Here is an 8,600-nt window from a genome sequence, read left to right as displayed (position 1 = left end):
AGATCACAAAACTCTATGCCTGTCTTTTTTTACCCGCCCATTACTGGGGATTCCTCAGCGCAGCTGCGGGGTTTTGCTACCAGACGAGAACTTAAGCCTGCGGCTGAGTTACAACGTCTTTGATGCCTTTAACTTCGATCTCTACGCGACGATCCGGAGACAGGCAGTCGATCAGAGCAGCACGCTGTTTCACGTTGTCACAGGTGTTGCCAGTAACCGGGTTGGATTCGCCCATACCACGTGCGGAGATTTTGTCTGCCGGGATACCTTTGGAGATCAGGTAATCAACAACGGACTGAGCACGACGCTCGGACAGAGCCTGGTTGTAAGCGTCAGAACCGATGCGGTCAGTGTAACCCAGAACAACTACAGAACCGTCTTTCGGATCCAGGTTGCTCAACTGGCTGTACAGCTGATCCAGAGCAGCCTGACCTTCCGGTTTCAGTGTAGCTTTGTTAAAGGTGAACAGAACGTCAGACTTCAGAGTGAAGTGCTTGGTCTGTACTTCCGGTGCCGGAGCTGGAGCCGGAGCAACTACTGGAGCTGCTTCGCCCTGACCGAAACGGTAGGAAACACCCAAGCTCAGCAGACCGTTGTCCGGACGAGTACCGATGGTGTTAGCGTCACCGATGTTGTTGGTCCACTGGTATTCCAGACGAGTAGCGATTTCTGGAGTGATAGCCCATTCAACACCACCTGCGAATACCGGAGAAACGCCGGTATCATGGTTTTTCTCAGATACACCAGTCACATTGTTGTGAGCTTTGGTGTCTGCACGCCAAACCATACCACCCAGACGAGTGTAGATGTCCAGGTCGTCAGTGATTGGGTAACCCAGTTTAGCGGTCAGCTGAACGCCCTGAGCTTTGTATGCGCCATTGATGTTGTCGCCTTTGTACGGCATACGACCTAACCAGTCGTAACCCATTTCAAAGCCAACATACGGGTTAACCTGGTAACCACCAAAAGCACCAGCGCCCAGTTGGTTTTCATGGGTCGGGCCATTGTTGTCGATGAAACCAGTGTCATGGTACTGGGACCAGCCCAGTTTAGCACCAGTGTACCAGGTGTTATCTTTCGGAGCGGCCTGCGCTACGGTAGCGAAACCAGCCAGTGCCACTGCAATCGCGATAGCTGTCTTTTTCATTTTTTGCGCCTCGTTATCATCCAAAATACGCCATGAATATCTCCAACGAGATAACACGGTTAAATCCTTCACCGGGGGATCTGCTCAATATTAACTCTACCGATATCTTCGGCTTATGCCGAGCACCCCTGGCGATGTAAAGTCTACAACGTAGTTGGAAACTTACAAGTGTGAACTCCGTCAGACATATGAAAAAAAGTCTTGTATAAGGTATGTTTAATCTTTTCTGTCAGTGACAATTTACAGAAGAAAATCGCGGAAACCGCTTCAGACAAGCCTCCGCAAGGAAAAATAGTCACGACAGAAAGCATTTGCAGGGCGACAAAAAAATTTCCAGGATTAATCCCAAATTTACTTAATGATACAAATTAGAGTGAATCTTTAGCCCGGAAAGTTGTCTCGTGGCGTGAGAGGATGCGCTTACCGGACGCATAATAAACCCCATAGCGTTACCTTCATTTGCCGCATCAACAAGTTCAGCATGCTCTTCTTCAGTCAAATCATCTGCCAACCAACCGATCACCACACTGTAATTGCCCGTGCGTAAAGCGCGAACCATTGACTCCACTGTGTGGCAAGGGGAGAGCTGGCTAATCTGCATGACTTTCGTTAAGGGTAGTCCAGATGCCTGAACCCATTCCCGACTCAGTTTTTGTTGCGGTGTTAACCAGAGTTGCCAGCGCGATTGCTGACCGAGTTGCTGTAGCAATGGCAACAGTAGAAGTTGCGTCATCATGGGCTGATCTTCGCGATAGACAACTTCACTGATAAGCCCGGCTGTAGTGTTTTCCGTAGAGACACGCGCAATTTTACTTGCTGAGGATGAGAACGACGAAGAACGATGTGCATAGCCTGAAGTGTACATAATCAATCCAGCCTCTGTGGTTACTGTATGGATATACAGTACATCCGGTGACGACAAAGATCAACTCTATTTTCGGAAAGCGCCTCGCAAATTTTGTCGTTGGTGACGGGAAAATATAAATTAATCTTGCCCCTAAAGAATAAGTTGCCTATTTTCTTATTTAACGGATCCGTTAATGTGAATCATTCTTTTATATTATGATTTTAAAAGGAATTTTATGAAAAGCCTCTCCTATAAGCGGATCTATAAATCACAAGAATACCTGGCAACGTTGGGCACAATTGAATACCGATCATTGTTTGGTAGTTACAGCCTGACCGTTGACGACACGGTGTTTGCGATGGTTTCTGATGGTGAGTTGTATCTTCGGGCTTGTGAGCAAAGTGCACAGTACTGTGTAAAACATCCACCTGTCTGGCTGACATATAAAAAGTGTGGCCGATCCGTTACCCTCAATTACTATCGGGTTGATGAAAGTCTGTGGCGAAATCAACTGAAGCTGGTGCGTCTGTCGAAATATTCTCTCGATGCAGCGCTTAAAGAGAAAAGCACGCGCAATACCCGGGAAAGACTGAAAGATTTGCCCAATATGTCTTTTCATCTGGAAGCGATTCTCGGGGACGTGGGGATCAAGGATGTACGGGCGTTACGTATACTTGGGGCAAAGATGTGTTGGTTGCGACTGCGGCAGCAAAACAGCCTGGTGACAGAGAAGATTCTGTTTATGCTTGAAGGTGCCATTATTGGTATTCATGAAGCTGCGCTCCCGGTGGCACGCCGCCAGGAGCTTGCAGAATGGGCTGACTCTCTTACGCTGAAACAGGAGTTTGCGGTGGAACTTGAGTAATCTGGCGTTGCAGACGACCAATCTCTGGCAGTAATGCAATCAATAACCCGACTTGCTGTACGACCAGAGGTTCTTTGCTGTCTGCCCGTGGTTCGAGTTGCTGCATCCGCTGTTTCAGGCCAGCTAATGCCTGATTGACGCGTTCTTCATCAGCAGGTTGATGATGTAGCGCGTCATCAACATAGCAAACTGCGTCATCAAGAAACGCCAGAATTTCAGGATTAGTTAACTGCTCCCGGTGAGCACCGAGGGCTGAAATATAGCTGGTAAACGTATGGTTAAGGCACAGCAATCGAAATGCGGCCTCGCGAATCTGCGGGGTAACGTTCGGCTCGCTGGACATATTTGATACCACTGACGCCAGCTCGGCATCACGGTTGTGTGCATCGCGACGGGCAATACGATACGCCAGACGGTTATCACGCCCCTGATGGTATTGCTCCAGTATGGCATCGAGATAGCGACAGTTGGCCTCGGTGGCGCGTTCGAGCATTCGCGGCAGATTGCGAAACCGCCAGTCAGGCCAGATGTAGCTCACTGCCGCCCACGCAATGGCACAACCAATCAGCGTATCGATTACGCGAGGTAATGCCACTTCAAAGCCTTCACCCAGCAAGTTAAAACACAGTAGCACCAAAAGTGTGATGAACATCGTTGCATGGGCGTATTGCACGTTACGGAAGGCAAAAAAGAGCACGCCGGTAATAACCAGCAGCACCAGCTGCCCTTCCAGTGACGGCACAAACCACAGTACAGGAATGCCAACCGCGATACCTACCAGCGTACCAATAATCCTTAACTTCAGGCGGTGGCGCGTGGCGTTATAGTTTGGCTGGCAGACAAATAAACTTGTCAGCAAGATCCAATACCCGTGATGCATTCCGGTTATCTGAATGATGGCATAGCCGAAGCACAACACCAGCGACATTCTTACCGCATGACGGAAGAGGGCAGATTCTGGTGTGAAGTGACGGCTAAGACGCAACCAGATATCACTCAATCCGTGCGGGCTGTCATCAGCGAGCTCATTTTCGTCATTATTATGGGACAGTACCTGGGCCTGTTCTGATTCAATCGTTGCCAGTTGGGCATCAATGGCGCGTAAATTGTTTAGCAGAAATCCCAGCGTTTTAAGCAAATCGGCGGGCGCGCTATTATCGCGCATCCGCTCCAGCGCAGCATCAATATGCGTAAACGCACGCTCAAAGTGCGGATCGTGTTGATAAGGCTGGCGCAGCAAAATACAGCGTGACAGTTGCTGGCACGCCTGGCCCTGCATCGACATCAGTCGCTGAAAACGGAACAGCACGTCGCTGTGGCGAAAATGGTCACGCAATGTTTGATACTGAATATGAGAAGAGCTGGCACGCTCGTGAATATCCTGCGCGACAAAGTAGTAATGCAGCGTGCGACGCGTTCCCCGTTGACCACGATCGCCACGTAAACGGGTCAGCAGCGAGAGTTTCGTCTGATTCAATGTCGCCATCAGCTGGCCGTTGGCGAGAGCCAAATCGTACAGCGGTGCCTGGCTTTCATCTTCAATATCAGGATCAAACATGCGCGACTTGAGCTCAAGATAACGCGCCAGTTGTTCATAGCAACGCGCCAGGTTGTCCTGCAGCGGGCGGACAGGGAACAGCAGGTGACCAATAAGTGTCAGGATGTTGTACCAGACGGCACCGGCAAGCAGATACATCGGCTGCTGATACCAGTGCTCATACAGTGATGTGCCCAGCATAGTGTAAATGGCGATCAGCAACGCACCGAAGGCAATTGTTGCATAGCGTTGACCCAGACCGCCGAGCAAAATGAAGCCGCTGGTAGAGAGCGTTAAGCCAATCGCAAACAGCCAGGGCCAGGGAAACAGCAATTCTACTGAAGCCGAGGCGATAAAAAAGCATAACAGCGTAATGATGAGGTTACGCAAACGTCCCGCCAGCCGGTCATCGAGATCGGTCAGTGCCGCTGCTACCATCCCCAGCGTCAGCGGAATCGTCAGTTTTACATCACCCAGCCACCACGGAAACGCTGTGGTTCCACAAAGCGCAATAAAAATACGCACGTAATACAGCCAGGTGCTGTTCCAGGTATAGCGTTTGAGCAAAGGACTTAGCATAAAGGCCATAATGTTGGATTATTGGAAACGGCGACGTGCATTGGCTTCACGCGCAGCTTGCGCTGTTTCTACCGATACCACGCGACGACCGACCGGCCATAGTGCAATAGCGGCAATTTTAAAGTTCGCAATGCCGACAGGAATGCCTATGATGGAAATACATTGTGCGATGCCCGTTGCAATGTGCATCAGACATAACCACCAGCCAAAGAAAATCAGCCAGAAAATATTCAATACCGTACCGCCAGTATTCAGCAGCACATTTTTGCCAGCCGGGTTCAGTTCATCGACATGAATAGCTTCATTGCCATAAGGGACCAGAGACAGTTTAGTGATCTCCCAGCAGGATCGTGTCAGTGGTAAGGTAAAAATCAACACAATACTGACCAGAGTCACCAGTAGCCAGCCCAGAGTGGTGGCAAATCCACCAAGCACAAAGTTCAGAATGTTCAAAACGGTACGCATAAAACCTCGCTTTACTGTGGTTTTCAGTAATGGGCGGCAATTGTAACGTTTTTTTGGACTGGAGCACGTTTTCTCTGACGGTTACACTGATAAGAAATAATTTCGTATGGATCAACAGAGTCATGGAACTGAAAGCGACAACGCTTGGAAAACGTCTGGCACAGCACCCTTACGATCGGGCGGTGATCCTCAATGCCGGGATTAAGGTCTCCGGCGATCGCCACGAATACCTTATTCCTTTCAATCAATTACTGGCGATTCATTGCAAGCGCGGTCTGGTATGGGGTGAGCTGGAATTTGTTCTGCCGGACGAAAAAGTGGTGCGTCTGCACGGCACCGAATGGGGCGAGACGCAGCGTTTTTACCATCATCTTGATGCTCACTGGCGGCGGTGGAGTGCGGAGATGAGCGAAATTGCGGCTGGCGTTTTACAGCAGCAACTGGATTTGATAGCTGCACGCACCGGAGAAAATAAATGGCTGACGCGTGAGCAAACTTCTGGCGTGCAGCAACAAATCCGCCAGGCTTTGTCGGCGTTGCCGTTGCCAGTTAACCGACTGGAAGAATTCGATAACTGCCGTGAGGCGTGGCGTAAATGTCAGGCCTGGTTGAAAGATATTGAAGGCGCTCGGTTGCAGCATAACCAGGCGTATACCGAAGCCATGCTTACCGAATATGCAGATTTTTTTTGCCAGGTCGAGTCTTCACCGCTGAATCCGGCGCAGGCCCGGGCAGTCGTTAACGGTGAGCATTCTCTGTTAGTGCTGGCAGGTGCAGGAAGCGGAAAAACGTCGGTGCTGGTGGCTCGAGCAGGCTGGTTGCTGGCGCGTGGTGAAGCGTCCCCTGAGCAAATTTTATTGCTGGCGTTTGGTCGCAAAGCCGCTGAAGAGATGGACGAGCGTATTCGCGAACGGCTACATACCGAAGACATTACTGCACGCACATTTCATGCGCTGGCACTGCATATTATTCAGCAGGGCAGCAAAAAAGTACCGACAGTCAGCAAACTGGAAAATGATACCGCTGCCCGTCATGAACTCTTTATTGCTGAGTGGCGCAAGCAATGCTGCGAAAAGAAAGCGCAGGCGAAGGGCTGGCGGCAATGGCTGACGGAAGAAATGCAGTGGTCAGTGTCAGAAGGTAACTTCTGGGATGATGAAAAATTGCAGCGTCGCCTTGCCCCTCGCCTCGATCGCTGGGTAAGTCTGATGCGGATGCACGGCGGTGCACAGGCAGAAATGATTGCCAATGCACCCGAAGAGATTCGCGACCTGTTCAGTAAACGTATCAAGTTGATGGCTCCGTTATTAAAAGCATGGAAAGGTGCGCTGAAGGCTGAAAACGCCGTCGATTTTTCTGGCCTTATTCACCAGGCGATTGTGACTCTGGAGAAAGGTCGCTTTATCAGCCCGTGGAAGCATATTCTTGTTGATGAATTTCAGGATATCTCGCCGCAGCGCGCAGCGTTGTTAGCGGCATTACGCAAGCAAAACAGTCAGACGACGTTGTTCGCCGTTGGCGATGACTGGCAGGCGATTTACCGATTCAGCGGTGCGCAAATGTCGCTCACTACGGCTTTCCATAAACACTTTGGTGAAGGCGATCGCTGTGATTTAGACACGACTTACCGTTTTAACAGTCGTATCGGTGAGGTGGCAAACCGGTTTATTCAGCAGAATCCGAATCAGCTGAAAAAGCCGCTAAACAGTTTATGCTCTGGTGATAAAAAGGCCGTCACGTTATTGGATGAAAGCCAGCTTGATGCTTTGCTGGATAAACTGTCTGGTTACGCTAAACCGGAAGAACGCATTCTGGTTCTGGCGCGTTATCATCACATGAGGCCTGCCAGCCTGGAAAAAGCGGCAACACGCTGGCCGAAGTTGCAAATCGACTTTATGACTATTCATGCCAGCAAAGGGCAGCAGGCAGATTACGTCATTATTGTTGGCTTGCAGGTGGGGAGTGATGGTTTTCCGGCTGCGGCGCGGGAGTCGATTATGGAAGAGGCGCTACTGCCGCCGGTTGAGGACTTCCCGGACGCCGAAGAACGGCGTTTAATGTACGTGGCGTTGACCCGGGCACGCTATCGGGTATGGGCACTGTTTAACAAAGAGAATCCCTCTCCCTTTGTGGAAATACTGAAAAATCTGGATGTGCCGGTGGCGAGAAAACCATAAAAAAGTGGCGTTTGCCACCTTAGATTGTTGGCAAAGTGCACTTTGTTCATGCCGGATGCGGCGTGAACGCCTTATCCGGTCTACAAAAACATCCAATTTCAATAGATTGCAGAGATTGTGTAGGCCTGATAAGTGTGCGCATCAGGCAATTTTGCGTTATTCATGCCGGATGCGGCGTGAACGCCTTATCCGGCCTACAAAAACATCCAATTTCAACAGATTGCAGAGATTGTGTAGGCCTGATAAGCGTAGCGCATCAGGCAATTTTGCGTTATTCATGCCGGATGCGGCGTGAACGCCTTATCCGGCCTACAAAAACATGTAATTTCAATAGATTGCAGAGATTGTGTAGGCCTGATAAGCATAGCGCATCAGGCAATTTTGCGTTGTTCATGCCGGATGCGGCGTGAACGCCTTATCCGGCCTACAAAAACATGTAATTTCAATAGATTGCAGAGATTGTGTAGGCCTGATAAGCGTAGCGCATCAGGCAATTTTGCGTTATTCATGTCGGATGCGGCGTGAACGCCTTATCCGGTCTACAAAAACATCCAATTTCAATAGATTGCAGAGATTGTGTAGGCCTGATAAGCGTAGCGCATCAGGCAATTTTGCGTTATTCATGCCGGATGCGGCGTGAACGCCTTATCCGGCCTACAAAACATGCAGTTTCAATAGATTGCAGTGATTACGTAGGCCTGATAAGCGTAGCGCATCAGGCAATTTGGCGTTGTTCATGCCGGATGCGGCGTGAACGCCTTATCCGGTCTACAAAATCATGCAAATTCAATATATTGCAGAGATTGTGTAGGCCTGATAAGCGTAGCGCATCAGGCAATTTTGCGTTATTCATGCCGGATGCGGCGTGAACGCCTTATCCGGCCTACAAAACATGCAATTTCAATAGATTGCAGAGATTGTGTAGGCCTGATAAGCGTAGCGCATCAGGCAATTTTGCGTTGTTCATGCCGGATGCGGCGTGA

At 49.9% G+C, this 8,600-nt stretch carries 6 protein-coding genes; 2 read left to right on the top strand and 4 right to left on the bottom strand.

All coding sequences use genetic code 11. The annotated features are described in order from the left end of the window. Positions 1-91 precede the first annotated feature (91 nt). The gene (gene ompA, locus A7090_RS17700) at positions 92-1,147 is read right to left on the bottom strand and encodes a porin OmpA (protein WP_105275006.1); all 1,056 of its coding nucleotides are present in this window, start codon (positions 1,145-1,147) and stop codon (positions 92-94) included. 355 nt (positions 1,148-1,502) lie between these two features. After that, on the bottom strand, positions 1,503-2,012 hold the full coding sequence (gene sulA, locus A7090_RS17690) for an SOS-induced cell division inhibitor SulA (RefSeq protein WP_105275003.1): 510 nt from the start codon (positions 2,010-2,012) through the stop codon (positions 1,503-1,505). A 217-nt stretch (positions 2,013-2,229) separates the two neighbouring features. Between sulA and sxy the strand changes: the two genes are divergently transcribed. Then, entirely contained in the window at positions 2,230-2,859 is a 630-nt protein-coding gene (sxy, locus tag A7090_RS17685; RefSeq protein ID WP_105275002.1) for a CRP-S regulon transcriptional coactivator Sxy, read from the top strand. On the opposite strand, the gene yccS is transcribed toward sxy, so the two are convergent. Next, on the bottom strand, positions 2,822-4,984 hold the full coding sequence (yccS, locus tag A7090_RS17680; RefSeq protein WP_123056966.1) for a YccS family putative transporter: 2,163 nt from the start codon (positions 4,982-4,984) through the stop codon (positions 2,822-2,824). The genes sxy and yccS overlap by 38 nt on opposite strands. Before the next feature lie 9 nt (positions 4,985-4,993). After that, positions 4,994-5,440: a YccF domain-containing protein gene (locus A7090_RS17675; protein ID WP_105275001.1), complete on the bottom strand. Its 447-nt coding sequence runs from the start codon at positions 5,438-5,440 to the stop codon at positions 4,994-4,996. 122 nt (positions 5,441-5,562) lie between these two features. On the opposite strand from A7090_RS17675, the gene helD reads away from it, so the two are divergent. Further along, on the top strand, positions 5,563-7,617 hold the full coding sequence (gene helD / locus A7090_RS17670) for a DNA helicase IV (RefSeq protein ID WP_105275000.1): 2,055 nt from the start codon (positions 5,563-5,565) through the stop codon (positions 7,615-7,617). Positions 7,618-8,600 lie beyond the last annotated feature (983 nt).

The organism is Escherichia sp. MOD1-EC7003, assembly GCF_002965065.1.
Classification (GTDB): Bacteria; Pseudomonadota; Gammaproteobacteria; order Enterobacterales; family Enterobacteriaceae; genus Escherichia.
The sequence above is the reverse complement of the archived record's forward strand: the minus strand, read 5'-3'. Positions and strand labels throughout refer to the sequence as shown.